We start from the raw sequence: 26,684 nt of genomic DNA, 5'->3' as shown, positions 1-26,684 counted from the left end.
GTGATATTTTACGTAAAATTTTACATAAAGAGCGACAATGGTAACTTTTACAAAAGATGAAATTTATACAGCAACCGAGGTGGTTAGAAATTTTAGCTCAGTGCTTTCACGTGTGGGAGCTAGCGAGCTAAAGCGCGCTGTCATCGTTAAAAACAATAAATTTGAAGCAGTCCTTTTAAATATGGAGGAGTACGAGCGCCTTTGCGAAGCTGTAAGTGTGCTTGAGAGCATTTACGCTGCTAAAAAGAGAGAAAACGATGGCGAGTAGGGCAGTCAAATACGGCTCAGACGAGTACGAGATCAGCTACGAAGTTGTAAATCCAAAATGCAAAAAAGTAGTGCTTTTCTTGCACGGCTGGGGCGCAAACAAAGAGATAATGAAAAAGGCTTTTGGGCATTATCTAAATGACTTTTGCCACGTCTATATCGACATGCCAGGCTTTGGCAAAAGCTCCATTTTTAAGCCTTTAAGAACAAGCGACTACGCAAAGATCGTTGCAAATTTCTGTGATGAGCTTGGCATAAAACCAGACATCATCGCAGGACATAGCTTTGGCGGCAAGGTCGCAACACTTCTAAAACCGCCATATCTAGTGCTTTTAAGCTCAGCTGGTATAGTCGTCAAAAAGCCATTTATCGTGCGAGCAAAGATAGCAATTTTTAAAATTTTAAAGATATTTGGCTTTGGCAAATTTTACAAACTCTTTGCCACAAAAGATGTGAGTGGCATGAGCAGAGTGATGTATGAAACCCTAAAAAACGTCGTTGATGAGGACTTTACAAAGCATTTTGCTGACTTTGGGGGCAGGGCATTTATATTTTGGGGTGAAAATGACAAGGCAACGCCTGTAACAAGTGGCGAGAGCATAGATAGACTTATCAAAAATAGCTCATTTTTCCCGCTTAGCGGCGATCACTTTTTCTTTTTGCTCCACGCTAAATTTATAAGTGACGAGATAGAAAAAGGGATAAATTTTGAGCCAAATGAAGCAAAAAATGTCGTGCTAGATGACGATGAGAGCGGGATCGAGGAGATAAGATGAGTATATTTTTAAGTATAAGCACAGTTTTATTTATCTTTGCGCTTGCTTTTTATGTGATCACTTGCTTTCAGTGGTTTTCTTATAGGCCTGAGCGCGTGCTCTTTCACTTCACAAAGCCCGCTTGGCACGTCTTTTTCTTTATCGTGCCTTTGGTGCTATTTTACACGACTGGCAAGTGGTTTTTTATCTATTTTTACTTTGCGCTTTTGCCAGCTCTTTATCTGTGGCATAAAAAACTTGATAAAAAGCTAGTCTTTACTGGCAGGATCAAGCACTTTTTTGCCATCCTTACTTGTGCCATCATCTTAAACTACGCTTTAAATTTCATCATCCACAAAGCATTTTTGGCTCCGATGCCACTTTTTGTCTTGGTCGTGAGCCTATTTTTTAGTGATATTTTAGAAAAGATCAAATTTCAAGGCTTTAAAAACAAGGCGCTTAAAAAACTTGACGCAAACAAAGAGCTAAAGATCATTTTGATCACCGCAAGCTATGGCAAAACGAGCATCAAAAATTTCTTATTTGAAATTTTAAAAGATAGCTTTGCCTGCTATAAAACGCCTCGCAGCGTAAATACAATGGCTGGCATCATCAAAGATATCAATGAAAACTTAAGCGAGCAAACGCAAATTTACATCGCAGAAGCAGGCGCTAGGCTAAAGGGCGACATCCTAGAGATCACTAAATTTCTAAATCCACAAATCGTCATCGTTGGCGAGATCGGCGCGCAGCACATAGAGTATTTTAAAACGCTTGATAATATCCGAGCTACTAAGCTTGAAGCACTGCAAAGCGAGCGTTTGCAAAGGGCATTTTTACATAGCTCGACAAAAAAAGAGGCAAGCGAAAATGTGGAAATTTACGATGAAAATTTAAAAGATATAAATGCAAATTTAGATGGAATTTCATTTACGCTTGATGGCAAAAACTACGCTTCGCCGCTTCTTGGCAAATTTAACGCTACAAATTTAGCCGTTTGCATCAAGGTAGCAAGATACCTAAAAATGAGCGATGAGGCGATAAATAGTGCGCTATCTAAGATGAAAAACGTCGAGCACCGCCTAAGCAAGATCAAGGCTGGTGGTAAGCTGATAATTGACGATAGCTTTAATGGAAATTTCTCAGGCATGAGTGCAAGCTACGAGCTTGTAAGCACCTACGCTGGTAGAAAAGTACTACTAACGCCTGGTATCGTCGAGAGCGATGCAGAGCAAAATGCAAATTTAGCCAAGGTGATAAATGAAATTTTTGACCTTGTCATTATCACAAGCTCGCTAAATGCCCAAATTTTGCTAAAACACATCGTAAAACCAAAGATCATCATCCTAAAGGACAAGAATAAAATGCAAGAAATTTTAGCCCAAAACACGCACGCTGGCGATCTTATACTATTTTCAAACGATGCACCGAGTTTTATATGAAAAAGATAGTTTTTTTAACTCTAATTTTAAGCTTAGCCTCGGGCTTTGACATCGATGACTACGACAGGGGCAACGAGGCTAGAAATGCCGGAGACTACGCAACTGCGTATGAAATTTTTTACGATGGTTGCGAGCAAAAAGACGTGCTTTCTTGCGAGGCTTTGGGCGATATGTTTGTAAATGAAGAGATAAACGAGCAGATGGATAATGATCTAAAAAAGCACTCAAATATCGAGCTTGGAGTGAGTTATTTTATGAAAAGCTGCGACCTTGGTTATCAAAACGCCTGCGATGACGTCATAAGCCTAAAGGACGATCTAAATATCACCTTGCCATCTGGCGTCTATGAAAACGCCAAAGCTAGATATGACGAGCTTTTTGAAGAGTTTAAAGAGCAAGAAGCGAATAAAACTATCGAAGCCGAAGAGCCAGCTAAAAAGTAAATTTGAGCTTGCGAGATTAAATTTAAACTAATTTTTCGTGGCATAGAAATTGATCTATTTGCAATAAATTTAATCGATAAATTTACTTGAATGCTAGAGCAAAGCTATTTTGCGTTGCGAACATCTACCGCAAATTTAGCTTTGCTCTAACGATTAGTCAAACAAGCATAAAAACGAAAATTTTACTGCTTTCTTCATGATAAATTTTCACTCGTCTATCGCCTTTGATATCTTTTCTAAATTTTGCTTTCTTACGCTCTTGTCAGTGATAAAAAGATCTATGACCCACCAGATGATTATAATAATTTCAAAAATGTTGATAATCTTAGAATATGTTTTAGCCAAATCCATTAAATATAGCATTTCTTCAGGGGTTATCCATTCGTCCACAGAAATTATTACCTTAGAAAATAAGAAAATAAAAACTATATATAAAATAAAAAGAGCAAGCTTTGCTAGACCAAGGACAGTTTGTCCTATCATAAAGCGATTTACGCCAAGCACTCCAAAGATGAAGCTACCCACCCAAAAGACAATCGCAGGTGATTTTAAGTTAAGCTGTGGGATTTTTGAAACCAGATCATTTATTTTTGTTTCATCAAAAGAGTTGAGCTTGTCTTCTAATGTTTTTAGCTGAGCATGATTTTTTGGCAGCTTATCTTGTAACATTGCTATAACAGAACTTGCGTTCATTTTCTCTCTTTTTTGTAAATTTTACTCGCCAGCCAAGTCTTCAGCCACTTTGGCAGCAAGTTTTAGCTTGTCACTATCAAAGTGCGTGTAAATTCGCGAGGTATTTAGGCTCGCATGCCCAAGGGCTTCTTGCACTAGCACGAGGTCTTTTTGCTTTTTATAAAGCATAGTTGCAAAGGTGTGGCGCAGCATGTGAGCGCCGTTTTTCTCTTTTCTGATGCCAGCTTTAAACAAAATTTGCTCCACGATACGGCTAACATAAGCCTGCGTGAGCCTTGTGCCTTTTTTATTTATAAAAAGATAGCCCTCTTTGTTTATGTAGTTTATGGCGATTGCGTTTAGATGAGCTTCGATTAGGTGGCGCTTTATCATTACGATGCGGTATTTGTTGCCTTTGCCACGAATTCTAATGATAAAAAGATCGCCATCTTCGGTGATATCTTTTCTCTTTAAATTTAGCGCCTCGCTCACACGGATGCCAGTAAAGATAATGACCTTGATGATGAGCTTATTGCGGTTTGAGTTTTGCTTAAAGTCACTCTCCTCGATCGCTTCAAGAAATTTCTTGACCTCCTCTTCGCCCATAAACTCAGGCAGCTTTTGCCCTTTGTTGCCACTAACGCCGCCCCAGTTTTTTAAATTTATATCAAAAACATGAGCCTTGCCGTCCTCTTCGTTTTGTTTGTCTAAAAAGGCAAAGAAATTTATCACTGAAATTCTATAGTTTTTCTTGCTCGCATCACTTAGTCCGCCAGTTGTGCTAGCTAGAATTTCACTTAGCAGCTCTTCATCGATCTGCTTTAGGCTGCTAAGCTCATAAAATTTCATCGTCTCATATATCTTTTTAAGCGGGTTAAAGTAGGTATTTATACCAGTTAGTCCTGCATTTCTTGCGCTTTTTACAAGGCCATCAAGCTGCTCTATGTTTTTTATCTCACGGCTTAGGGCGAAATTTACACTTGCAAGCGCTTTTGGGTCTCTTAGCTCCTTGTTTGAAAGCGAGCTAAGTTTAAATTTGACATAGCGAGTTAGCCAAAATATAAATGAGCTCTCAAAACTATCTTTGCAGTCAAGTGGAAATTTCATACTTAAAGAGTTCTCTCTTTTATCACTCTGGCTGTCTCTATAGCGATCTCTAGCTCTTCGTTGGTTGGTATGATGAGCGTTTTTATCTTTGCACCTTCTTCATCTATGCACCTCTCGCCTCGCTTGTCAGAGAAATTTAGCTCGTGATTGATGTGGATACCAAGATGCTTTAGATCATCACAAATTTTTTGCCTTGTATTTGGCGCATTTTCACCGATGCCGCCAGTAAATATGAGCGCATCAACACGCCCTAAAATGGCGTAGTATGAGCCGATGTATTTTTTCACTCGGTAGCAAAACATATCAAAGGCAAGCTTTGCTCGCTCGTCGTTTTGCATCTTTGCCACGACATCTCTCATGTCACTTGAGCCACAAATTCCAAAAAGTCCGCTCTTTTTGTTTAAAAAGTTATCGATCTCGTTCCACTTTAAAACGCCGATATTTAGCAGATAGATAACCACAGCTGGGTCCATATCGCCGCTTCTTGTGCCCATTATGAGCCCTTCAAGCGGGCTAAGACCCATCGAGGTGTCGATACTTTTGCCATTTTGCACCGCACAAGCTGAGGCGCCGTTGCCTAGATGAAGTGAGATAGCGTTAAATTTATCAAACTCAATGCCAAGCATTTTTGCTGCTTGCTTGCAGACATATCTGTGCGATGTGCCGTGAAAGCCGTATTTTCTGATGTGATGAGTTTTGCAAACGTCGTAAGGTAGGGCATATCGGTAGGCGTACTCTGGCATGCTTTGATGAAAAACCGTGTCAAAAACGACCACGTGAGGGACATTTTTGCTCTCTTTCATAGCATTTTTTATGCCAGCAAGGTGGCCTGGGTTGTGAAGTGGGGCAAGAGGGCTTATCTCCTCGATCTTTTTAATGACACTTTCATCAACGATCATCGAGCTAAAAAAGCTCTCGCCACCATGCACTATCCTGTGTCCTATGCCGTCAAGCTCACTTAGATCGTGCAAGGTGTTTGAAGTGACAAATAGCTCGTTCATCGCCTCAAGTCCGTCGTGGTGGTCTTTTATAAAGCGTTTTATCTCATAAACTTCGCCATTTGCCTTTAGCGCCGCTCTTGAGCTGTTGCTGCCGATCTGCTCAACCAGACCGCTTGCTAGGCTTGTTTTTGTCTGCATTTCAAAAAGCTGAAATTTTATCGAGCTGCTACCTGAGTTTAAAACTAAAATTCTCATATCACTCTCCTGCTTGTATCGCGCTTATTAAGATGGTATTGACCACGTCCTCGACGAGGCAGCCGCGGCTTAGGTCATTTACTGGCTTTTTTAGCCCTTGAAGTATCGGCCCCACTGCTAGGGCGTTTGCACTTCGCTGAACTGCCTTGTAGCAGATGTTTCCGCAGTTTAAATTTGGAAATATAAATACATTTGCCTGCCCAGCGACATCGGAATTTGGCATCTTTTTGCTAGCCACACTTAGATCAACCGCCGCGTCAAACTGAATGGGCGCAGCTATTTTTAAATTCTCATCAAGCTCGCTCGCCTTTTTGGCAGCCTCTTTTACAAACTCCACATCAGCCCCGCTGCCACTATCAGCCGTAGAGTAGCTTAGCATGGCGATCTTTGGGCTAAGACCAAAGGCACTTGCTGTTTGAGCGCTACTTAGCGTGATGCTAGCTAGCTCATCTGCACTTGGATTTGGTGTGACGGCGCAGTCTGCAAAGAGTAAAATTTCTTCTTCAAGCGCCATGAAAAATGCCCCGCTTACCACGCTTACATTTGGCTTTGTTTTTATGATCTGAAGAGCTGGGCGGATAGTATCAGCCGTGCTCATCGTAGCGCCACTTACAAGTGCGTCTGCTATGCTTTCATGTATTAGCATCGTGGCAAAGTAAATTTTATCTTTTGCAAGCGCATTTGCCTTGGCTTCATCGACGCCTTTGTGCTTTCTTAGCTCATAAATTTTCTTTGCAAACTCTTCGCTCAGCTCGTTTTGTGCTGGGTTTAGCACCTTTGCTTTGCTTAAATTTAGCCCCAAAGTGGCTGCCTTTTTTGAAATTTCGCTCTCAAGCCCTAGCAAAATGATATTTGCAGCACCTTTTTCTAGCACGATGTGGGCTGCTTTTAAAATTCTCTCATCATCACTCTCTGGCAAAACGACTGTTTTGTTTGCCGCTTTGGCTCTTTTTAGAAGTAAGCTTTGAAATTTAAATGGCGTGATGATGTCGTGCTCATAGTTTAAAATTTCATCAAATTTATCAGTTATTAGAAGCTTTGAGTTTAAATTTAGTGTCCTTAGCTCGTTTGCGTTTTCATCAAAGATTGGAGCGTTTAAATTTCTAGCTAGCTTTAAATTTAGCTCGCTCTTGCCAAAGACGCTAAAGCCCTCACAGCCAACGACTATGACGAAGTCGCTCTTGGCCTTTAACTCTTCAAATTTATCTATAAATTTTAAAAAAAACTCCTTTTCATTTAAATTTATTAGATTCTTTTTGTCATTTTCGTCTGGAGTTATCTTAAAGATCTCAACTTTTTTGAATTTTGTAGCTATAATTTCCTGCAAATATGCTAGATTTTTGTCTGAAAAAATGTAACAACTTTTCATTTGTGACCTTTTTGGGAACTTAAATTGCTTAATCTTAGCACAAAGATACTTATTTTAAGGCATTTTATGAACTATAAAAAGATATGGCTCGTCACATTTGCGGGCATTTTTTACACAGGTTGCACCCCAAGTGCAGATCCTCACATCAATATGAAACCTCCAGTTTATGTCGAGCAACTCCCTTCAAAAGATAGTGGTAGCGGTCAAAGCAACGCAGGTAGCCTCTTTGGCAAGGGCGACAACCCGCTATTTTCAGATAGAAAGGCGATGAATGTAAATGACATCGTAACCATCGTCATCTCAGAAAATGCAAGTCAAATTTCAAGTGGCAGCAAAAGCACCAACAAAGATAGCACCATTTCGCTTGGTGGCGGCGTTTTTACAGCTGGAGCTGCACCGCTCTCAACCGTGGCTGATAATCTAAACAAATACGGCGACATCGGCTTTAAAGCAGGTGGCGGCAATAAATTTACAGGTAGTGGCACGAGCAACAGAAGCGAGAAATTTACCGCGACCATCTCAGCTAGGATCATCAAGATCCTAAATAACGGCAACTACTTCATCGAAGGCAGCCGCGAGCTACTTATCAACGGCGAAAAGCAGATCATGCAAGTAAGTGGCGTCATCAGACCTTACGACATCTCGCAAAACAACGAAATCGACTCAAAATACATAGCTGATGCCAAAATTTTGTATAAAACTGAGGGCGAGCTAGACAAATCTACCAAAAAACCTTGGGGCACAAGACTTATGGAGGCTATCTGGCCATTTTAATACAAATTTAAAAGCCTAAATTTAACCCATTTAGGCTTTTATAATTTATACCTTAAATTTCACTCTTCTTAAAAATACTAAATTATTTATAAAATTATTAAAAATTTAATTGATATTTACTTTCAGAAAAATAGAATTTTTGCCATATCATTTCTCAAAATAGGATAAATTCTCACTAAATATTATTTTTTAACATATTTTAAGATTATTGATTTTAAGGCATTTAAAATTTTATTTTAAAATTTATTTAAACATAACTACTAATATCATAAAATAATTTTACTCTTTTTAAAACAAAGATACTATACATATAAAACAAATTTCTAACGAAGGAGCTTATATGAATAATGACTTGCGTCAAAAGATAGATAGACGCTTAAGCGAACTTAGTGCATTGCCTAAGATGAAAAATGACACTAGTATTGCGCAGCTTTTAAAAGATAAGGGCTTTACTAGGCGTGATTTTATGAAGTGGGCTGGCGCGATGACAGCCTTTATGGCATTGCCAAGTGCGATGACGCCGATGGTTGCTCGCGCTGCTGAGCTAAGCGATAGGCTCCCAGTGATATGGCTTCACATGGCAGAATGCACTGGCTGTAGCGAGGGCTTGCTAAGAACTGACGCTCCAAGCATAGATAGCCTTATATTTGACTACATAAGCCTTGAATACCACGAAACTATCATGGCGGCTGCTGGCTGGCAAGCTGAAGAAAATTTAGAGCATGCGATAGAAAAATATAAGGGCAGATACATCCTGCTAGTTGAAGGTGGCGTGCCAACGGGAGCTACTGAGCACTTTTTAACAGTCGGACCTCACGGCACAACAGGCAAAACTCACGCCGTAAATGCCTCTGCTAACGCTGCTGCTATTTTTGCCATTGGCACCTGTTCTAGCTTTGGCGGTATCCAAGCAGCTAAGCCAAATCCAACAAATTCAGTCGGCCTTTCAAAGGTGACTGATAAGCCAGTCATAAACGTGCCAGGCTGTCCTCCAAGCGAGAAGAACATCGTTGGCAACGTGCTTCACTTTTTGCTATTTGGCACTTTGCCTGCACTTGATGTTTATAACAGACCAAAATGGGCTTATGGCTTAAGAATTCACGATCTTTGCGAGAGACGCGGACACTTTGATGCAGGCGAGTTTGTCCAAAGCTTTGGCGACGAGGGCGCAAAAAATGGCTACTGCTTATACAAAGTAGGCTGTAAAGGCCCATATACATTTAATAACTGCTCGCGCGAGAGATTTAATCAACACACATCATGGCCAGTTCAAGCAGGTCACGGCTGTATAGGCTGCTCAGAGCCAGACTTCTGGGATACGATGGGGCCGTTTGAAGAGCCGATGGCTGATAGGCTATTTGACACTGTTTTGGGGCTTGGCGCTGATAATGTAAGTGATAAAATAGGCATTGGAATTTTAGCACTTGCTGGTGTTGGCATAGCGGCTCACGCTGCACTAGCTTGTATGAGTAAAGATAAAGAATAAGGCGAAAAAATGAGTGAAAAAAGAATAGTAATAGACCCTATAACACGTATCGAAGGGCACTTAAGAATAGAAGTCGTAGTCGATGAAAACAACGTTGTCAAAGAGGCGTACTCTGGCTCAACTCTTTGGAGAGGCTTAGAGCAGATAGTAAAAAACAGAGACCCAAGAGATGCTGGCTTTTTCATGCAAAGAATTTGCGGCGTTTGCACATACTCGCACTACCGAGCAGGCATAGTCGCAGTTGAGGACGCCCTTGGTATCAAGCCTCCGCTAAATGCTGAGCTAACTAGAACGCTTATGAACGCAGCTTTATATCTTCATGATCACATCGTGCACTTTTATCAGCTTCACGGCATGGACTGGGCAGATGTCGTCTCTGCACTAAGCGCAGACGTGCATAAGGCTAGCGAAGAGGCGTTTAAATACACAAGCACGCCATTTGCCACGGGAGCTGATAAACTAAAAGAGGTAAAAGAGAGGGTTGAAGCCTTTGTTAAAAAGGGCAACCTTGGACCATTTGCCAACGCATACTGGGGACATAGCACATATAAATTTACTCCTGAGCAAAATTTAATCGTCCTCTCTCACTACTTAGAGTGTCTTAGAATTCAAAGAACAGCAGCCCAGATGATGGCTATCTTTGGCGCGAAAAACCCACACCCACAAAGCCTAACAGTTGGTGGCGTGACCTGCGTGATGGATCTTATGGATCCAGCTAGAATGGGCGAATATATGAGTAAATTTGCCGAGATCAAAGAATTTGTAGATAGAGCTTACTATCCAGATATTTTGATGGCTGCTAAGGCTTATGCAAACGAGCCAAGCGTTCTAAACGACGTTGGCGTATCAAATTTATTCTGCTACGATGAGTTTTTGATCGGCAAAAATGACCATCTATTTAAAGGTGGCATCATCTTAAATGGTGATATTAGCAAGGTTTATGATATCGACGAAAATAAAATTACAGAAGAGGCTACAAGATCTTGGTATAAAAATGACAAAGCGCTTCATCCATACGACGGCGAGACAGAGGCAAACTACACAGGCCTTGTTGATGGCGAGAGCATAGACGGCGAGGGCAAGCTAGCTCACAGCAAGCTTTTTGACACAAAGGGCAAATATAGCTGGATCAAAGCACCAAGATATGATGGCATGCCTATGCAAGTAGGACCGATCGCAAGCATCGTCATAAACTACGCTAAAGGCAACGAGAGAGTTAAAAAGGTAGTTGATGAGTTTTTAGCAAAGAGTGGCTTGCCACTAAGTGCAGTCTTTTCAACTCTAGGCAGAACCGCTGCTCGTATGCTTGAGGCAAAAGTGGTCGCAGAGCACACAATGGACGCATTTAATGCCTTGATCGAAAATTTAAAGACAGATCAAGAGACTTGCACAAAATATGTAATAGATAACAAAAAAGAATATAAAGGAAATTTTCAAGGTAACGCTCCAAGAGGCGCGCTAAGCCACTGGTGCCGCATAAAAGATGGTGTCATCTCAAACTGGCAAGCAGTCGTGCCAAGCACTTGGAACGCCTCTCCAAAAGACGCCAAAGGTCAAATGGGAAGTTACGAGGCGTGCTTGATAGGCTTAAAGATCGCTGATCTTTCAAAACCACTTGAGATAATACGAAAAATTCACTCTTACGATCCTTGCATCGCGTGTGCCGTGCATGTTATGGACACGAAGGGAAATGATTTGAGTACTTATAAGATAAATCCAAATTTGTAAGGAGAAAAGATGTCACATAAAAATCCTGACAGGATCAGCGAATACGAATTCTCCATCGGCGTTAGGCTGACACACTGGATTAGATTTATAGCTATCACGCTTTTGGTTGTGAGCGGCTACTACATCTCTTATGTCTTTATGAGTCCAGAGATCACAAGCGAGCCTACAAATTTCATGCAAGCAAAGTGGCGTTTGGCGCACCAGGTCGCTGGCTTTGTGCTAATAGCTGTATTTATCTTTAAATTCTATCTATTTGTCTTTGATAAACACAGCAAAAAAGAGTGGATGAGCGTGCTTGATTTTTTAAGTCCAAAAGTTTGGATAGCGCAGATAAAGTACTACATCTTTATGGGACCGCACCCGCATTTAAGGGGCGTTTATAACCCATTGCAGTTTGCCTCATACTTTTTCTTTTACGTCATCTTAGCGCTCATCTGCCTAACTGGCCTAGTGCTTTACGCTCACGTTTATCACAATGGGCTTGGCGGAGCGATATATGAGCCAGCGAGATACTTTGAAGAGCTTATGGGCGGACTAGCAAATGTTAGAACGATACATAGAATTTGCATGTGGATCATCATGATATTTGTGCCAATTCACGTTTATATGGCGATATTTAACGCCGTTAAAGGCAAAAATGGAGCGATGGACGCCATCGTTAGCGGCTATAAATTTGTAAAAGAACACTGATGAGAGTGCTAGTTCTTGGCATCGGCAACGTTATGTTTGCTGATGAGGGCATAGGTGTTCATTTTGTAAATTTGATGGCTAAAAACTATAAATTTACAAGCTCTAAAAACGAACTTACTCTAATGGACGGGGGCACTTTAGCCCTCGCTCTAACTCACATAATAAGCGAATTTGACTATCTTATCGTCGTTGATTGCATTAGCGCAAATGGCGCAAGCGTGGGCGATGTTTATTTTTTCGACTTTCTAAACGTACCAAATTTTATCAGCTGGGACGGCTCGGCTCACGAGATCGAGATGCTTCAAACCCTTCATCTAATGGAGCTTGCAGGCGACAGACCGACAACCAAAATCTTAGGCATCGTGCCAAGCCGCATAGAATCATCAAATTTTAGCCTCTCAGATGAAGTGATAAAAGCTTCTAACATCCTAGAAAAAACGCTACTTGAACACTTAAAAGAGCTTGATTTTAAGTGCGAAAAGGTGGCAAATTTCACCCTAAACGACACCCTCGATGACTACGCCAAAAAAGGTTTAAAATGATACTTGCTTTTAAATTTGACTGTTTTAAAGACCCAGCCTTTTTGGCGCCATTTTTACGTGTATTGGCTAAAGATCTTTTGCACTCTATAAGCTGCAAAGATGATCAAATTTGCCTAAAAGTAAGTGGCTTTGCCAAGGAGCTTAGCGCCATAGCAGACAGAGCTAGCGCCATTTTGCCTTATAGCCTTTATATAAAGCATAGCGAGGTTGATACAGCAAATGAGCTTGACGCGGCAGGTGAGATTAAAGAGGTAAAATTTGGCACGCTTAGCCCATCTCAAGCGGCGGCATTTTTGGCTAATGGCAAGGCTATTTTAAATGAAAGTGGCACGCTTGCTTTGAGTAAATTTGATGGTGAGATAACGCTTGATAATTTTAATGAAAAGCTAAAAACCTGCCTAAATTTACTAAAAAATGGTAAGAGCGTTTGCATAGAGCAAGATGAAAATTTATATGAAATTTCTCTTGGGGTAAAATTTGATGCAAATTTCTTGATACCTACAAATTTAAAGCAGCTACCAAAAATTTTTATAGCTGGTGATAGGGCGCAGATCGCGCTTGCTAGCTTTGAAAAGCCACTTTTGGCACTAAAAACGACAGCCATTTATAGGCAAAATCACAAGGGCGCACCGCTATTTTTTGACATGATGGCGCCAAATGACCTTTTTATTTACGCCCTTTGCGAACAGCTAAATAAAGAGAGCTTTAGCTTTTTAAGCGTTTCTGTAAAGGAGCAAAAAAACGCTCTTTCAAGGCTTGCTTTACTTGAAAATAGCGCACTTTTAAGCCCATTTTTTTACACAAAAGATGAGGAATTTGAGCTTAGCTATTTTGGCGAGGTGGCTTTGGGGCTTAAATTTAGCAAATTTAGCGATGATGAAATTTGCCTGCTTTCAAAATCAAGCAAAACGCAGCTTCTCTTTTTGCCTAAATTTAGTAGCTTTGAAGAAATTTATGAGTTTATAAGGGCTGAGGAGGGTGGCGAAAGGCTACTTGAAAACTTCAGTAAAGAGCGCGCCCTGCCGAGTGGTAAATTTAGCTCAAACGCTAGCTTTTTCTCGCTATTTTGCATAGCTGGACACTTGCTTGGCACAAGTAGTGACTTTAAAAAAGCAGGGGAGAATTTGCTTCTTATGGCAAGCGATTTTAGCGGTCAAAAAGGCGTTAGGATCGATTATAAGATGAAAGATGACTTTGGTTTAGACGGGGTTAAGTTTGTAAAAAGTATTATTTCATTTATCCTTGCTGGCGCTGGAGAGAAGAATATCAGCTTTGGTTGCACCGAGTCTTTGGCACATTTTTTGAGCGATTTTAGCTATGAAAAACGAGATAAATTTAACATTAAAAATGTTACTTTGAGCGGGGATTTATTTTACAATAAGGTAGTTAGCAACTTGATAAAAAAGCACCTAAACCCAAATATAAAAACAAATTTTGACCCCGGATTTGGCATTGAAATCAAGCTTTAGATATGAGATCAAAGGCTTAGTTCAAGGCGTTGGCTTTAGACCTTTTGTCTATACTTTGGCGCATAAATTTGCCCTAGTTGGCGAAATTTACAACGATGATGAGGGCGTGAAGCTAAATTTTAGCGGCGAAGAGGCCAGCTTTTTGGCTTTTGAAAAGGAGCTTTTTAGCTCGCTACCAGCCCTTGCTAGGATCGATGAACTGCATAAATTTAAGATAGATAAAATTTATGAAAAGCTTGAGATAATCGCCTCAAAATCAGCGACCAAACAAGCGCCTATCTTGCCTGATTACGCACTTTGCGATGACTGCTTGCGCGAGTTTTATGACCCCACAAACTCACGCTACAAATATCCATTTATAAACTGCACCAACTGCGGGCCGAGATTTTCCATCATCAAAGCCTTGCCCTATGACAGGGTAAATACGACGATGAATGAGTTTAAGATGTGTAAATTTTGCGAGAGCGAGTACAAAGATCCGCTTAATCGTCGCTACCACGCAGAGCCGATCTCTTGCCCAAACTGCGGGCCAAAGCTCTATCTAAAAGATAAATTTGGCAAAGTTTTGGCTAGTAAAAACGAAGCAGCCAAAGAGGCGGCTAAGCTCATAAACGAGGGCAAAATTTTAGCCATTAAGGGGCTTGGTGGCTTTCATCTGGTTTGCGATGCGACAAATGAAGCAACAGTTTGCGAGCTAAGAGCTAGAAAGCACCGCCCAAGCAAGCCATTTGCGCTTATGAGTAAAAATTTACAAAACGCTAGAGAGATAGCGCAAATTTCAGAGGCGGAGGCAAAGCTTCTTAGCTCAAATTTAAAGCCTATCGTCTTGCTTGAAGCAAAAAATGGCTCAAATATCGCAAAAAGCGTCGCTCCAAATTTAAACAAGCTTGGTGTCATGCTTGCATTTAGCGGCATACATCTTTTGCTATTTGACCACTTAGAACACGACATTATCGCAACTAGCGCAAACATCTCAGGTGAGGTTGTGATAAAGGACGAGAGCGAGCTAAGGGAGAAACTAGGTGACGTCATAGACTTTTATCTTGATCACGACCGAGAAATTTACTCACCAAGCGACGATAGTATCGCATTTTGCGTTGGTGATGAGACAATTTTTACAAGGACAAGTCGTGGGTTAAATCCAAATTTCATCCATACAAATTTTAAGCAAAAAGGGACATTTTTAGCCCTTGGAGCGGAGTTAAAAAGCTCATTTTGCATCTACAAAGACGGACTTTTGATGGTTAGTCCATATATCGGCGATCTAAAAAATGTTGCGACTTTTGATAGGTTTAAGGATATTTTCACCCTTTTTGAAACGACTTATGATCTAAAAATAGACAAGGTCATAGCCGATCTTCATCCAAATTTTTTAAATACAAAATGGGCAAAAGATCAGGGCTTTGAGCTAGTTCATCTGCAGCATCACTACGCGCATTTGCTAAGTGTGATCTTTGAAAATGATTTGCCAGACAAAGAGTATCTTGGCTTTTGTTTTGACGGCACTGGATACGGAGAAGACGGCAAAATTTGGGGTGGCGAGGTCTTTAGGCTAGATAAAAAGAGTTACGAGAGAGTTTATCACTTTGATGAATTTAGCTTATTTGGCGGCGAAAATAGCATAAAAAATATCTATCTCATCGCTTATTCTATTATTTTGAAGTATCAGCTTGAAGACGAGGGGCGTAAATTTTTAGTAAATTTCGATGAAAAGGTGCTTAGAAATTTCAAGATGATGGAGCAAAAGGGGTTAAATTTAGTAAAAACTAGCTCGGTTGGTAGGATATTTGACGCGTTTGGTGCGATAATATGTGGCATTTCTCACTCAAGCTTTGAGGGCGAAAGCGGTATGAGGCTTGAGGCGCTTTATGATAAAAATTTAGATGCGTGTTATAAATTTAGCCTAAATGACGGAGTTATCGGCTTTAAAGATGCCTTTAAAAGTGCCTTAAAAGATGAGCCAAGAGTTGCTGCAACGGCATTTATAAATGGCATGGCTGATATCATTTTTGAAATTTCTAAAAGTGAGAAAAAAGATATTTTGCTAAGTGGTGGAGTTTTTCAAAATAAGACTTTGCTTGAGCTTATTTACAAAAAATTTACTAAATTAAATTTGAAATTTTATATCAATAAGAAATTCTGCAGTAACGATTCTAACGTAAATTTAGGGCAAATTTATTATTATTTATCCACATTTTCTAATAAGTGATGTATAATGATTATAAACGGTAATCAAACGAGAAAGGAGCAAAAAATGGATAGTGTTATACGTTTTAGTGTTTCTTTGCCTAGTCAATTACTAGACGAACTAGATAGAAAAGTTAGCGAACAAGGCTACGCTTCTAGGAGTGAATTTACAAGGGATTTGATCCGTGAAAAGATCGTAAGCGACAGCTGGAAGGACGCTAACGAGGAGTTGATTGGGGTTTTGACGCTCATTTATGTGCATCATCACAACGATTTGGTGAATAAAAAAATGGATATCGAGCATGACTCTGATGTGAAGATCATCTGCACAAATCACGTTCATGTCGATCACCACAACTGCTTAGAAACGATCTCTATAAGGGGCGAAGCGGAGAAGATAGAGCGCTTTGCTGATAGGATTGCTGGCTTAAAGGGTGTTAAGTTTTCTAAACTTACAAAGGCTGCTGTGCCTAAATTTTAAGCTAAAAGCTTTTTTTGGCTGTTAAATTTAGGATTTTTGTAAATAGCTAGCAGTGCTCTTGGCTGCGGAGCTTGTCTTATTTTGTCTTTTTGTTAGTTTTTTAGCAGTTTTTGTGATCCATTTTTGCAAATTTATAGCAGGGTTTTGTTGCATTTTTTTGCGCATGCCATGTATCTTTTTGGTAAAAATAGTTTGATGACCGTTTTTTGCTTGGGCTTTGGCTAAAGCTAAATTTGCAAAAGCCCGCCCAAGTTCTTTTTTGGCTTTTTAAGTTTCTCTCTTTTTGCTTTATTTTTGTTCTGGCATTTTTGGCGCTTGTATGCTATTATTAGCCACAAAAAAATGTCATTTAAAGAGAATGAAAGATGAATTTTTACAATAGAAATTTTCTGGCCAAAGAGCTAGATCGCTGGCAAAAAGAGGATGTGGTCGATAAGGCCACTGCTTTAAAGATAGCAAATTTATATGAAATAGATCTAAACGCTCATAGCGAAAAGACTAGCTTTATCTTAAAGTTGGTTGCTTATCTCTTTTTCGCGCTGGCATTTTTTACGCTAGTTGGAGCTTACTGGGAGGAGATACCAAGGATGGGGCGCCTTGTCATCATCTTTGGAGTGCTTGCTCTTTTAAATTTTGGTGGAGTTTATTATCTCAAAAAAGGCAAAGACAAGCTTGGCACGGCTACGCTCTTTTTGGGAAATTTCTGCTACGGCGCAGCCATAGCGCTTATCGCTCAAATTTATAATATTAGCGACGAGCCAAGTGGCGGAGTTTTGCTCTGGAGCATTGGAGCGTTTGCGCTCTCTTTTGCTAGCAAAAAGGCCTTGCTAGTGGCTCAAAGTCTCGTTTTTGCGACGATTTGGTTTGTTTTAAAGGGCATGGGCGGCGAGTTTGCTTATGAATTTATCGTCTTTATAGCACTTGGTGCCTACACACTTTATAAAAGCGACTCAGTATTTCTTGCGATTGTGCTTCTAGCAGATATATTTTTCTACATCGTTTCGCTTTGCGCTAGGATCAGTGGGTTTAACGAATTTTATGGCTATGATGATCTTATGTTTAGAGCGCCGATGGCTGCTACTTTATCGCTCTCATACGCGCTTTTACTTGTCGCACTCTTTAGCACGTTAGCTGGCTTTAGAGATAGGCTAGCGCACCTTGTAAAAGGCTTTGGCAAGTATCTTGGCATCATTATCTTGATCGTTTGCCTGATAGCTTATGCAAATGGCGATATCTACGAGCTAGAAGAAGATAAATTTTGGTTTGCAAAAGCATTTTTTTATAGCAGTTTTGGCAAGGTTTTTGCCGTATTTAGCATCGCTAGCATTGCGCTATTTTTCAAAGAGAAAAACAAAAGCGGCTTGCTTCTTGGCTTGATACTCTTTGCTTTGCCATTTGTCTTTAGCTTAGGCGTTGGATATGCAAATATCTTCTTCTCGCTAGCAAACATCATCGTCGCAGCCGTGCTTATCAAAAATGGCGAGCTAACGCTTGGACTATGCATGATATTCTTAGTTGCGGTGGTTAGATACTTTGAGCTAATAGGCGATTATTTGGGGGCTACGGCGCTATTTATCGTCTTTGCCTTCGTCGTGCTCGCAGTCGCTGCTAAAAAAGGAGGCAAAAAATGAAGATAAGATCACTAATACTAGCCATAATTTTTCAAATTTTACTAATAATTGCGATGCTTGCATACGCGCTCATGCCACTTTATCTTGGAAAAGAGGTAAAAGTGAGGGTAAAACTTTACGATCCAAGGGATCTCTTTCGCGGAAACTACGTGAGCTTGAGCTATGATTTTTCAGATTTTTCAAATTTACAGCAGTCTAAATTTGATGAAAAAACTGGCGTTGAGATATATATATATGATAGAAATATCTCAAAAAATGATGAAATTTACGCCATTTTAAAGCAAGATGCTAATGCTACTTACGCTTTTGATAAATTTAGCTTTACTAAGCCAAAAGACGCTCTTTTCTTAGCTGGCAAATTTGATGGATATTTATTTGTAAAATATGGCATCGAAGAGTTTTATATGCCAACTAAAAAGGCAAAGCAGACTGAGCGAGAGATGATGGATCAAGATGTGGATGCTGTTGCTGTTTTGATGGTGATGGATGATGGTAGGGCAAGGATAAAAGATATCATCATCACACCAAATGGCAAAAAAAGAAATAATGATGAAAATTTAGAAGAAAATAACTACGTAGATGATAACGAGAGCTTTGAAGAGCCAGTTCGCTTGCAAGATCAAAGGTAAATTTAAAGGATGATTAAAAAACGGGTTAATTTATCTCATTTGCATAAAATGCCCTTAAATTTTAATTTTATTTTTAAATTTAAGCGTTAAAATCTCTGAAAATTAATAAAAAAGGATAATAAAATGTGTAAAGATTGCGGTTGTTCAATGGGTAATCACGCCCACACTCACACTCACGCTGATGGCACCACTCACTCACACCCACACACTCACGATGGGCATACAGAGCACGCTCATGACGCTCACGAGCATAGCCACGAGGCTCACGCGCACCCTGTGCTAAACGAGAGCAAAACCATAGACGTGATAGAGAAAATTCTATCTGAAAACGACAAAGAGGCCGCTCACAACAGAGCGCATCTTGATGAGAAAAAGATACTTTGTGTAAATTTGATGAGTAGTCCAGGCGCTGGCAAAACTACGCTTTTAGAAGCTACGATAAAGGCTGGCAAATTTAAAATAGGCGTTGTCGAGGGTGATTTAGAGACAAATCAAGACGCCGACCGCATAGTAAAAGCTGGCGCAAAAGCTCATCAGATAAGCACAGGTCAGACCTGCCACTTGGACGCATTTATGGTGCATGAGGGACTTCATCACCTGCCACTAAATGAGCTTGATCTAGTCTTTATAGAAAATGTTGGAAATTTAGTCTGTCCTGCAAGCTACGACGTTGGCTCACACTTTAACGCTGTGCTTCTTTCAGTGCCAGAGGGCGATGATAAGGTTAGCAAATATCCAGTGATGTTTAGGGCTGCTGACGTGCTTTTAATCACAAAAGCTTCGCTTGCGCCGCACTTTGACTTTGATATCGAGCGAGTTAAAAACGACGCTAGAAAGCTAAATCCAAAGGTCGATATCTTTGTGATAGATAGCAAAACAGGCGAGGGCATCGATAAGTGGATAAGTTATTTGGAATTTAAAAAAGAGCTAAGATAATGTGTCTTTCGATCCCTTCAAAAGTAATAGAAATAGATGAAAATAACGTTGCTACCGTCGAGACTCTGGGCGTTACTAGAAAGGTAAGCCTAGATCTCATCTCTGAAGAGGTAAAAGTTGGCGAATACGTGCTAATCCACGTTGGATACGCCATGCAAAAGATCGACACGCAGTTTGCGCTTGAGAGTTTGGAGGTCTATCAAAAGATCGCTGAGGATATGGACGCGGGGAAAATTTGATGGATCTTATCAATGATTTTCGCGATAAAAATTTAATCCTAGCCCTTTCAAAACTCATACAAAAAGAGAGCGTAAAACCGCTAAATATCATGGAAATTTGCGGTGGTCACACGCATAGCATTATGAAATTTGCACTGCCAAGTTTAGTTGGAGAGCATATAAATTTCGTCCATGGCCCAGGCTGTCCGGTCTGTGTGATGCCAAAAAGCCGCATAGATGAGGCCTGTAAGCTAGCTAGCATGGATAATGTGATCTTTTGCACGCTAGCTGATATGCTAAGAGTGCCTGGCTCAAAGACAAGCTTGCAAAAGCTTCGCGGCGAGGGACACGACATAAGGGCACTTTACACGCCACTTGATGCGCTAAATATAGCTAAGCAAAATCCAGACAAAAAGGTCATATTTTTCGCCATTGGCTTTGAGACGACGACGCCGATGAGCGCAAATTTAGTTGAAAAAGTGGTGCAAGAGGGCATTAAAAATTTATACTTTCATATAAATCACGTGACCGTCCCAGCTCCAGTCAGAGCCATAATGAGCGACGAAAACGTAAGGATAGACGCATTTTTGGGTCCAAGTCACGTAAGCGTCATCACTGGTAGCAAAATTTACAAAGAGCTAGCAGATGAGTTTAAAAGACCGATCGCCATTAGCGGTTTTGAGCCACTTGATATCATGGCAAGTGTGTTAAATTTAGTCCGTCAGCAAAACGCAGGCACTTATGAAGTCTATAACGAGTATGCAAGGGCGGTCAAAGAAGAGGGCAACCTCAAGGCAAAAGAGCTCATCGCTAAGTACTTTGAGCCGTGCGACTTTGTCTGGAGAGGTCTTGGCGAGATAGCGCAAAGCGGCATGAAGCTAAAAGATGAGTTTGCTTACCTTGACGCTAGAGTGCAGTTTGACTGCAGCGTAGAGAGCGCTGGCGAGAGCAAGGCTTGCATTTGTGGGCAAATTTTAAGAGGGCTAGCAAAGCCGACTGATTGTAAGGTCTTTGGCAAGGTTTGCAACCCACAAAATCCGATAGGATCGTGCATGGTATCAAGCGAGGGCGCTTGTGCTGCATATTTTAAATACGCAAGAGTTGGTTAAGGAATTTAATGAAAAAGATAATGCTAAGCCACGGCGGCGGCGGCGAGGAGATGAACTCGCTTATAAACGAGACGATATTTAAAATTTTTGATAACGAAATTTTAAGGCAGAGCAACGACTCAGCGATACTAAATTTAAACGGCAAGATCGCATTTAGCTCTGATAGCTTTGTGGTAACTCCTATTTTTTTTAATGGCGGCGACATCGGCAAGATCGCAGCTTGCGGCACGATAAACGACCTAGCGATGGTTGGAGCAAGTGCAAAATACCTAAGCTGCTCGCTCATCATCGAAGAGGGGCTTAGCATAGAAGAGCTTGAAAAGGTGCTTGGCTCGCTTGCAAAAACTTGCAAAGAGGGCGGTGTGAGCGTAGTTTGCGGCGATACAAAGGTCGTACCAAAGGGCAAATGCGATAAAATTTTCATAAACACAGCAGGCATCGGCGAGATAGTTTGCGAGGGTGTGGAGCTTAAAAATTTAAAAGCAGGGGCAAAAATTCTCATCTCTGGAGATGTTGGCAGACACGGCGGCGTGGTGCTAGCAGCAAGAGAAGAATTTGAGCTTGGGCTTGATCTAAAAAGTGACTGCAAAAGCCTAAAAGAGGTTGCTTTAAGGCTATTTAGCGCTGGCATAAAGCCGCAGACTATGCGTGATGCGACTAGAGGCGGACTAAGTGCGGTGCTAAACGAGTGGGCTAAATTTAGCAAATTTGACATCTTAGTTTTTGAAGAAAATATCAAGGTTGCAGACGAAGTGATGGGTGTTTGTGAGCTGTTTGGATTTGAGCCTTATGAGCTTGCAAATGAGGGCACTTTTGTGATGGCTGTTGATGAGAGTCAGGCTGAAGAGGCACTTAAAATTTTAAGAGAATTTGATCAAAACGCGATGATAATAGGCGAAGTAATGGAAGCCAAAAACGAGCGCGTCATCATCGAAAACGCCTATAAATCAAGAAGATTTCTCGAGCCACCAAAGGGCGAGCTACTACCAAGGATCTGCTAATGCACGAGCTTAGTATCATTCAAAATTTAGTCAGCCTTTGCGAGAAAAATGCCGCCAAAGAAAACGCAAAAGAAATAAGCAAGATCGAGATAAAGGTTGGTCGCTTAAGCGGAGTGGAGCCACACTATCTGGAGAGTGCATTTGATGTTTATAAGGCTGGCACGATCTGCGAAAACGCCGAGCTTGTGATAAATTTACAAGGCATTATCGTAGAGTGTTTGGATTGTGGATTTGGCGGGGAGCTTAGCGAAAATGACTTTACTTGCCCAAAGTGTAAAAGTCAAAATTTAAAGGTGACTGACGGCGAGGATATGTATCTTATGCGCCTTGAGATGAAGTAAAATTTTACGCATTATAATGCGTAAAATTTTATGAATTTATTGATTTTTTATGGATAGTGTTAAATTTTTCTCAACCAAACGCCTAAAGAGCTATAAAAACGAGCAAGAGCATAAAAAGAACTTTTTGCTAGTACAGGCATTAGCTCCAAAACTTGGTATTTTAGAAATTTGCCACTAGAAATCTAGCTTTTTAGAGCATTGATAGTATTTTAAAATCGTTTGGTGGCTACTTTGAGCTAGATGATCTCTTTGCCTCAAAGCAAACTTTTGGATTTTGGGCAAAAATCATCGATGAAGCCAAAATTCACAATGATATCGTTAATCTTGATAAGCTTGATTTTAAAAAGTATTCTAAATTTAACCGCAAAAATAAACTTTTAAACTATCAAAAAGTAAAGATTTTATATGACCTTGCTGTTAAAATTCGAAACCGAGCATTTCATTTTGAAAATCTTTATAAGCTAAATGACGATCAAACGCCGAGAATTTCAATTCGTGTTGGTAAAACTTTAGTAGGCATTGATCCACAAATGTTAGAAGATTTTATTAATGATGCGTTGTTTTGTTTTGATGAGGATCTGGCAAGATACTTAGAATGAGTGGCGGATAATAAGCTCCGCCGTGAACTTCGCCGCAATTATACTAAAATAATATTTTTGCGCAACACTTTACTCAAATATCAAAAATGGAGCCTGCAGGACGTTTCTTATTATCTTTAGTGGCGAGAGTAGGGCATCTCGCAATATTTGCGTCGAGTACTCGGGCTTTTCAGTCGTGCCGCGTATGGCGATGACGGTTGAGAGCGAGCGGTCTTTGCCAAGGATGATTTGATTGATAAGTGGGATCTTGTCGATGATGCCGCTTGCGTCTTTTAGTATCTTTAGCTCAAGATCGATGTTTATCTTTTTGCTATTTAGATCGATCGTGCCGCGTCCGCCGATATCTGCGCTCGTGCCTATCATTTCAATCGCTAAAAACTCGATCACATCGCCCTTTCTAGTAAGTAAAATTTTGCCGTTTTTAACAGTAAAACCCTTGTCGTTAAAGTCAGGTGTTTTAAAGCTAAGAAGCGACGGCACCGAGTTTAAAAAGCTTAAGAGCCTTTGATAAAAGATGTAGTCTTTTAGATACGTGCCAAAAAATCTCACCTCAGCCTTGAAATTTTTAGAGTTTTCTCCAAGCATTTTTAGGCGAAATTTACCGCCCTCAAAGCTCTTGGTACCTAAAAGACCATTTATAAACTCGCCGCTTATATCAGTTGCGTCCAAATTTATGCTTTTCTCATCGCTAAAATATCCAACTCTGCCTTGCTTTGCTAGTCCATTTAGCGAGGTGCTTTTGCCTTTTTTCTCGGCGCTAAAGCTGGTAAATGGCAAGGTTTTGTTTAGATCTTGCAAGATGATGTCGCCATTTTTTGCAAAGAGCTCAAGTGGCGTGCTTTGCTCTTTTGTGCTGTTGCCATCAAGCACAAGCAAATTTAGGTCGTTGCTCTTAACTTCTATGCCTTTTTCGGCGATATTTAAAGAGAGTTTTTTGCTCGCACTTTGCACCTTTACGCCAGCCCTTGAAACCGTGATCAAAAAGTCATCTCTATCATATTTTGAGCCATTTTTATCCAAAAACGGCATGTCAAATTTAAGCCCTTTTGCCAAAATTTCAAGATTAACAAAGTCCTTGCTCTTTATGCTCACATCATCAAAGCCAAGCACGCCATTTTGCTTTAAAACTGGGGAGTTTTGCATGATGAAGTTGCTGTTTTTTGTAGCTATCGTGCTCTCATCGCCAAAGCTTAAATTTATCCCAAAAGGCTCAATGCTAAGCGTTGTTTCATTTGGCTTGTTAAAGTCAAGAAGCGCGCTAAATGGCTCATTTTTAAGGGCTAAAATTTTATCACTTTTCTCTTTTAGATCAAAGCTCTCTATGACGCCTTTTATCTCGCCGGTGCTTTTTTGTAAATTTATATTGGCTTTTGCATTTGCCCTAAAAAAATCAAGCCCAAAGCCGCTTGCATCGATGTTTAGCGCCGAAGTATTTACGAGCTTTACAAGGGCGCTTTTAGCATTAAATTTACTCCCAGCGATATCTAAAACCGCATCACTTATCTTAAAATCGCCATTTGCGATGACGCTTTTTTCATCAAAATTTTCTAAGCTCTTCTCATCAAGCTTTATCAAAATTTTTAAGCCAGCGTCCATTTTGCCGCTTAGCTGCCTAACTGGCACGTTGATCTTATAAGCTCTTAGTATCTCATTTATCGCCTCATCGTAAATAGAATTTGTCTTTATAAAAAGCTCTAAATTTGCACTTTTTTCATCAAAGATATTATTTATCGCGACATTTGAGCCATCAAGCTTTTTGCCTTTATAAACTGGAGCTGTAAGGTCAAATTTAAGCTTTGAGTTATTAAGCGTGATGTTTGCCTCAGCGACATTTACGGCTGGCAAGCCTTTATCAAATTTAACAAGTAAATTTTTGGCATTTGCAGTCGCATTTAGCTCGTTTAAGAAAAGATCATTTTTTTTAAGGTCAGCCTTGCCATTTATCTCATTTAGGTGATAGTCATCAGCCACGATGTAGCCATATATCCAGTTTTTAACCTCGCTGTTTAGGTGTATGCGGCTATCAAGCTCAGCGATGAAGTCCTTTATGCTGCCAGCATTTACGTCATAGGCCTTGTAGGTTAAAAGCGTATCTTTTAAGGCAAAGCTAAGCTTGCCATTTAGCTCGTGCGAGGTGAAATTTCCATCAAATTTATAATCATCCTTGTCAAAATTTGCGCTACCTTCGCCGCTAATGCTGACATTAAAGTCTTTAAAACTTAAATTTTTTACTATGAAGTGGTCTATGCCATCTTTCTGCTTATTTTGAAATTTGATATCGATGTTTAGATAAGGGCTATCAACGAAAAATATATCATCTAAAAATAAAATTTTGATCTTAAAATCATCGCCGATTTGCACGCTCTCAAGCGAAATTTCTTGAAAAAAGGTCTCAAGATAATCAACGCCTTGACTAAGGTTTAAAAGTTGCTTGTCGCTAGCTTTTTGCGCCACGTCTTTTTTAAAGCTTGGTAGCTTGATCTGCTTTGCTCTTACAATTAATTTTTTATCTAACTTTATATATAATTGCTCCAATTTTACGCCGTAAAACTCGAAATCGTTAATTTTTATGCCGTATTTTAAAAGCAAAAGAAGCGAAAGAATCAAGATGATAAAAAATTTTATAAAAAAGCCATACCTAGATATTTTCTTTGATATCGTACTCATCGTTTTCCTAAGCGTATTTGTCTATTTGGCACGCCCCATAAACACGAGCAAAGTCGTCTTTGTGCCAAAGGGAAGTGTAGGCGAGATTATATCTTATTTAGCTAATCGCAACTTTAACTTAAGTGTGATCGACAAGTACGCCATGCGCTTCATCGGCTCGCCTCAGTCTGGCTGGATCGAGATAGGCAAAGATAAAATTTCAAGGATTGATTTTTTAAAAAAATTAGCCAAGGCAAAGGCAGCGATGACCGAGATCACGCTCATCCCTGGCGAAACTACTATCGTTTTTTTAAATCAAATCGCTGCCCAGCTTGGACTTGACGGAGCAAAACTAAATAGCGAGTATAACGCCCTTGCACCAGTCGCTGATGGCTTTTTGATGCCAAATACTTATAAGATCCCAGTTGGCATCAGCGAGAGGCATCTGGCATATTACCTTGTAAATTCGTCTAAAAAGGCGCAAAGCGAGATCAGCAGAAAAATTTTTGGCGAATATAACGAGAAAAAGTGGTTTAAAATTTTAACCATCGCTTCAATCATCCAAAAAGAGGCCGCAAACGACGCTGAGATGCCACTTGTCGCCTCAGTCATCTACAACCGCCTAGATAAGGGCATGAGGCTGCAGATGGACGGCACGCTAAACTATGGCATCTACTCGCACGATGTGATCACGGCTGAGCGCATAAGAAGCGACATGAGCGAGTTTAACACCTATCTAAACGACGGCATACCGCCAAGTCCAGTCTGCTGCGTCTCTATAAGTGCGATAAAAGCGGCGATAAACCCTGCAAAGAGCGATTATCTATACTTTGTGCTTGATAAAAAGGCAAAAAAACACATTTTTTCAAAAACCTTAAGCGAGCACAATCAAAATATCGCAAAATAGGGCTAAAATACAACTAGCTTTAATAAAAAACGTGATAAATTTCAAAAAATCAAAAGGGC

The 26,684-nt window shown here is 40.3% G+C and carries 26 protein-coding genes; 21 read left to right on the top strand and 5 right to left on the bottom strand.

What is annotated here, in order from left to right; all coding sequences use genetic code 11:
- Positions 1 to 37: 37 nt before the first annotated feature.
- From FZ945_RS01495 to FZ945_RS01480, 4 genes are read left to right on the top strand one after another with little or no spacing between them, the layout of a single operon-like run.
- The gene (locus tag FZ945_RS01495) at positions 38 to 268 is read left to right on the top strand and encodes a type II toxin-antitoxin system Phd/YefM family antitoxin (RefSeq protein WP_002942153.1); all 231 of its coding nucleotides are present in this window, start codon (positions 38 to 40) and stop codon (positions 266 to 268) included.
- Positions 258 to 1,043 carry an EstV family lipase gene (estV, locus tag FZ945_RS01490; RefSeq protein WP_103617730.1) on the top strand — a complete coding sequence of 262 codons (786 nt, stop codon included), beginning with the start codon at positions 258 to 260 and terminating at the stop codon, positions 1,041 to 1,043. The genes FZ945_RS01495 and estV overlap by 11 nt, the downstream gene beginning before the upstream one ends.
- Positions 1,040 to 2,464, top strand: coding sequence for a Mur ligase family protein (locus FZ945_RS01485; protein WP_148801999.1), 1,425 nt, complete (start codon positions 1,040 to 1,042; stop codon positions 2,462 to 2,464). The genes estV and FZ945_RS01485 overlap by 4 nt, the downstream gene beginning before the upstream one ends.
- Complete coding sequence (locus FZ945_RS01480; RefSeq protein WP_148801997.1) at positions 2,461 to 2,907, top strand: hypothetical protein; 447 nt, start codon at positions 2,461 to 2,463, stop codon at positions 2,905 to 2,907. Before FZ945_RS01485 ends, FZ945_RS01480 begins: the two co-directional genes overlap by 4 nt.
- Before the next feature lie 207 nt (positions 2,908 to 3,114).
- Here the strand turns inward: FZ945_RS01480 and FZ945_RS09725 are convergent, their stop codons facing one another.
- From FZ945_RS09725 to pta, 4 genes are read right to left on the bottom strand one after another with little or no spacing between them, the layout of a single operon-like run.
- Positions 3,115 to 3,600 carry a TM2 domain-containing protein gene (locus FZ945_RS09725; protein ID WP_187424140.1) on the bottom strand — a complete coding sequence of 162 codons (486 nt, stop codon included), beginning with the start codon at positions 3,598 to 3,600 and terminating at the stop codon, positions 3,115 to 3,117.
- Positions 3,601 to 3,621: 21 nt separating this feature from the next.
- Entirely contained in the window at positions 3,622 to 4,686 is a 1,065-nt protein-coding gene (locus tag FZ945_RS01470; RefSeq protein ID WP_148801995.1) for a tyrosine-type recombinase/integrase, read from the bottom strand.
- A gap of 2 nt (positions 4,687 to 4,688) precedes the next feature.
- Positions 4,689 to 5,882, bottom strand: a complete 1,194-nt coding sequence (locus tag FZ945_RS01465; protein ID WP_148801993.1) for an acetate kinase — start codon at positions 5,880 to 5,882, stop codon at positions 4,689 to 4,691.
- A gap of 1 nt (position 5,883) precedes the next feature.
- Positions 5,884 to 7,251: a phosphate acetyltransferase gene (pta, locus tag FZ945_RS01460; protein WP_148801990.1), complete on the bottom strand. Its 1,368-nt coding sequence runs from the start codon at positions 7,249 to 7,251 to the stop codon at positions 5,884 to 5,886.
- A gap of 66 nt (positions 7,252 to 7,317) precedes the next feature.
- Here pta and flgH point away from each other — a divergent pair, with 66 nt between their 5' ends.
- The 16 genes from flgH to FZ945_RS10090 all read left to right on the top strand — a co-directional run bounded on the left by flgH (position 7,318) and on the right by FZ945_RS10090 (position 22,651).
- Positions 7,318 to 8,025 (top strand): flagellar basal body L-ring protein FlgH, encoded by a 708-nt coding sequence (gene flgH / locus FZ945_RS01455; protein WP_012001823.1) that lies wholly within the window; start codon positions 7,318 to 7,320, stop codon positions 8,023 to 8,025.
- Positions 8,026 to 8,365: 340 nt separating this feature from the next.
- The gene (locus FZ945_RS01450) at positions 8,366 to 9,511 is read left to right on the top strand and encodes a hydrogenase small subunit (protein ID WP_103615608.1); all 1,146 of its coding nucleotides are present in this window, start codon (positions 8,366 to 8,368) and stop codon (positions 9,509 to 9,511) included.
- Between the two features lie 9 nt (positions 9,512 to 9,520).
- The gene (locus FZ945_RS01445) at positions 9,521 to 11,239 is read left to right on the top strand and encodes a nickel-dependent hydrogenase large subunit (protein WP_148801988.1); all 1,719 of its coding nucleotides are present in this window, start codon (positions 9,521 to 9,523) and stop codon (positions 11,237 to 11,239) included.
- A gap of 9 nt (positions 11,240 to 11,248) precedes the next feature.
- A complete protein-coding gene (gene cybH, locus FZ945_RS01440; RefSeq protein ID WP_021085813.1) occupies positions 11,249 to 11,929 on the top strand; it encodes a Ni/Fe-hydrogenase, b-type cytochrome subunit in 681 nt (226 codons plus the stop codon).
- Positions 11,929 to 12,471, top strand: coding sequence for a HyaD/HybD family hydrogenase maturation endopeptidase (locus FZ945_RS01435; protein WP_021093168.1), 543 nt, complete (start codon positions 11,929 to 11,931; stop codon positions 12,469 to 12,471). The genes cybH and FZ945_RS01435 overlap by 1 nt, the downstream gene beginning before the upstream one ends.
- The gene (locus FZ945_RS01430; RefSeq protein WP_148801986.1) at positions 12,468 to 13,940 is read left to right on the top strand and encodes a hypothetical protein; all 1,473 of its coding nucleotides are present in this window, start codon (positions 12,468 to 12,470) and stop codon (positions 13,938 to 13,940) included. The genes FZ945_RS01435 and FZ945_RS01430 overlap by 4 nt, the downstream gene beginning before the upstream one ends.
- Positions 13,924 to 16,149 (top strand): carbamoyltransferase HypF, encoded by a 2,226-nt coding sequence (gene hypF / locus FZ945_RS01425; RefSeq protein ID WP_148802031.1) that lies wholly within the window; start codon positions 13,924 to 13,926, stop codon positions 16,147 to 16,149. Before FZ945_RS01430 ends, hypF begins: the two co-directional genes overlap by 17 nt.
- Before the next feature lie 45 nt (positions 16,150 to 16,194).
- Positions 16,195 to 16,608, top strand: coding sequence for a nickel-responsive transcriptional regulator NikR (gene nikR, locus FZ945_RS01420; protein ID WP_107849568.1), 414 nt, complete (start codon positions 16,195 to 16,197; stop codon positions 16,606 to 16,608).
- Between the two features lie 365 nt (positions 16,609 to 16,973).
- Positions 16,974 to 18,239, top strand: a complete 1,266-nt coding sequence (locus FZ945_RS01415; RefSeq protein WP_148801985.1) for a DUF2157 domain-containing protein — start codon at positions 16,974 to 16,976, stop codon at positions 18,237 to 18,239.
- Positions 18,236 to 18,868 carry a GDYXXLXY domain-containing protein gene (locus FZ945_RS01410; RefSeq protein WP_148801982.1) on the top strand — a complete coding sequence of 211 codons (633 nt, stop codon included), beginning with the start codon at positions 18,236 to 18,238 and terminating at the stop codon, positions 18,866 to 18,868. The genes FZ945_RS01415 and FZ945_RS01410 overlap by 4 nt, the downstream gene beginning before the upstream one ends.
- Before the next feature lie 123 nt (positions 18,869 to 18,991).
- Entirely contained in the window at positions 18,992 to 19,804 is an 813-nt protein-coding gene (hypB, locus tag FZ945_RS01405; RefSeq protein ID WP_107792961.1) for a hydrogenase nickel incorporation protein HypB, read from the top strand.
- Positions 19,804 to 20,043, top strand: a complete 240-nt coding sequence (locus tag FZ945_RS01400) for a HypC/HybG/HupF family hydrogenase formation chaperone (protein ID WP_009293878.1) — start codon at positions 19,804 to 19,806, stop codon at positions 20,041 to 20,043. The genes hypB and FZ945_RS01400 overlap by 1 nt, the downstream gene beginning before the upstream one ends.
- Entirely contained in the window at positions 20,043 to 21,131 is a 1,089-nt protein-coding gene (gene hypD / locus FZ945_RS01395) for a hydrogenase formation protein HypD (RefSeq protein WP_148801980.1), read from the top strand. The genes FZ945_RS01400 and hypD overlap by 1 nt, the downstream gene beginning before the upstream one ends.
- Before the next feature lie 8 nt (positions 21,132 to 21,139).
- A complete protein-coding gene (hypE, locus tag FZ945_RS01390; protein WP_103606742.1) occupies positions 21,140 to 22,132 on the top strand; it encodes a hydrogenase expression/formation protein HypE in 993 nt (330 codons plus the stop codon).
- Positions 22,132 to 22,473 (top strand): hydrogenase maturation nickel metallochaperone HypA, encoded by a 342-nt coding sequence (gene hypA / locus FZ945_RS01385; RefSeq protein WP_103606741.1) that lies wholly within the window; start codon positions 22,132 to 22,134, stop codon positions 22,471 to 22,473. Before hypE ends, hypA begins: the two co-directional genes overlap by 1 nt.
- 49 nt (positions 22,474 to 22,522) lie before the next feature.
- Positions 22,523 to 22,651 carry a hypothetical protein gene (locus tag FZ945_RS10090; RefSeq protein ID WP_262367128.1) on the top strand — a complete coding sequence of 43 codons (129 nt, stop codon included), beginning with the start codon at positions 22,523 to 22,525 and terminating at the stop codon, positions 22,649 to 22,651.
- 490 nt (positions 22,652 to 23,141) lie between these two features.
- On the opposite strand, the gene FZ945_RS01375 is transcribed toward FZ945_RS10090, so the two are convergent.
- Positions 23,142 to 25,607: a YhdP family protein gene (locus FZ945_RS01375; RefSeq protein WP_148801978.1), complete on the bottom strand. Its 2,466-nt coding sequence runs from the start codon at positions 25,605 to 25,607 to the stop codon at positions 23,142 to 23,144.
- Between the two features lie 73 nt (positions 25,608 to 25,680).
- On the opposite strand from FZ945_RS01375, the gene mltG reads away from it, so the two are divergent.
- Positions 25,681 to 26,625, top strand: coding sequence for an endolytic transglycosylase MltG (gene mltG, locus FZ945_RS01370; RefSeq protein WP_148801976.1), 945 nt, complete (start codon positions 25,681 to 25,683; stop codon positions 26,623 to 26,625).
- Positions 26,626 to 26,684 lie beyond the last annotated feature (59 nt).

The sequence above is a fragment of the Campylobacter concisus genome (genome assembly GCF_902460535.1).
GTDB lineage: Bacteria > Campylobacterota > Campylobacteria > Campylobacterales > Campylobacteraceae > Campylobacter_A > Campylobacter_A concisus_AS.
This window is presented reverse-complemented; position numbering and strand designations above follow the sequence as displayed.